This window comes from Corallococcus sp. AB038B, assembly GCF_003668955.1.
Lineage (GTDB): Bacteria > Myxococcota > Myxococcia > Myxococcales > Myxococcaceae > Corallococcus > Corallococcus exiguus.
This window is the reverse complement of the sequence record NZ_RAWO01000102.1, coordinates 1-448: the sequence shown is the minus strand read 5'-3', so window position 1 is coordinate 448 and position 448 is coordinate 1. Positions and strand designations below refer to the sequence as shown.

The 448-nt window shown below is 69.4% G+C and carries 1 protein-coding gene; it reads right to left on the bottom strand.

Annotation, left to right across the window (positions count from 1 at the left end):
• Nucleotides 1-448 (bottom strand): thrombospondin type 3 repeat-containing protein (locus D7Y04_RS42670; RefSeq protein ID WP_199749828.1); only part of this gene is annotated, 448 nt, incomplete at both ends.

The window sequence follows — 448 nt, the reverse complement described above, 5'->3', positions numbered from 1 at the left end:
CGGGCCTGCGACAGTCGCCGGCTGGCATCCAGGGGCGAGCGCAGGTCCGTGTGCCCACCCACCACCACCATGGGCAGCTCCGGGTGCTCCCTCACGATGCGCGCCACCCAGTTGAGCTGCTCGAGCGAGCGGCTCTGGATGACCACGCCCGAGGCCTCGAAGTAGATCCGCTCGAACAGCTCCAGGTGGCCCGGTTTGATCTCCACCAGCGGCGGCACGTTCGCGGGGCAGCCCAGGTTGTTCGCCGCGCCCATGTCCTTCACGCAGCTGTCCAACCGGTTGGGCACGCCGTCCTTGTCCGAGTCCATCTCCGGGCAGCCCTTGCGCTCCGGCGGCCCCGGCTCGTTGGGACACTCGTCGTTGTCGTTCACGATGCCGTCCTTGTCGAAGTCGACCACCGGGCAGCCCTCGTTGTCCGCCGGCCCCGCATGCTCCGGGCATCGGTCCT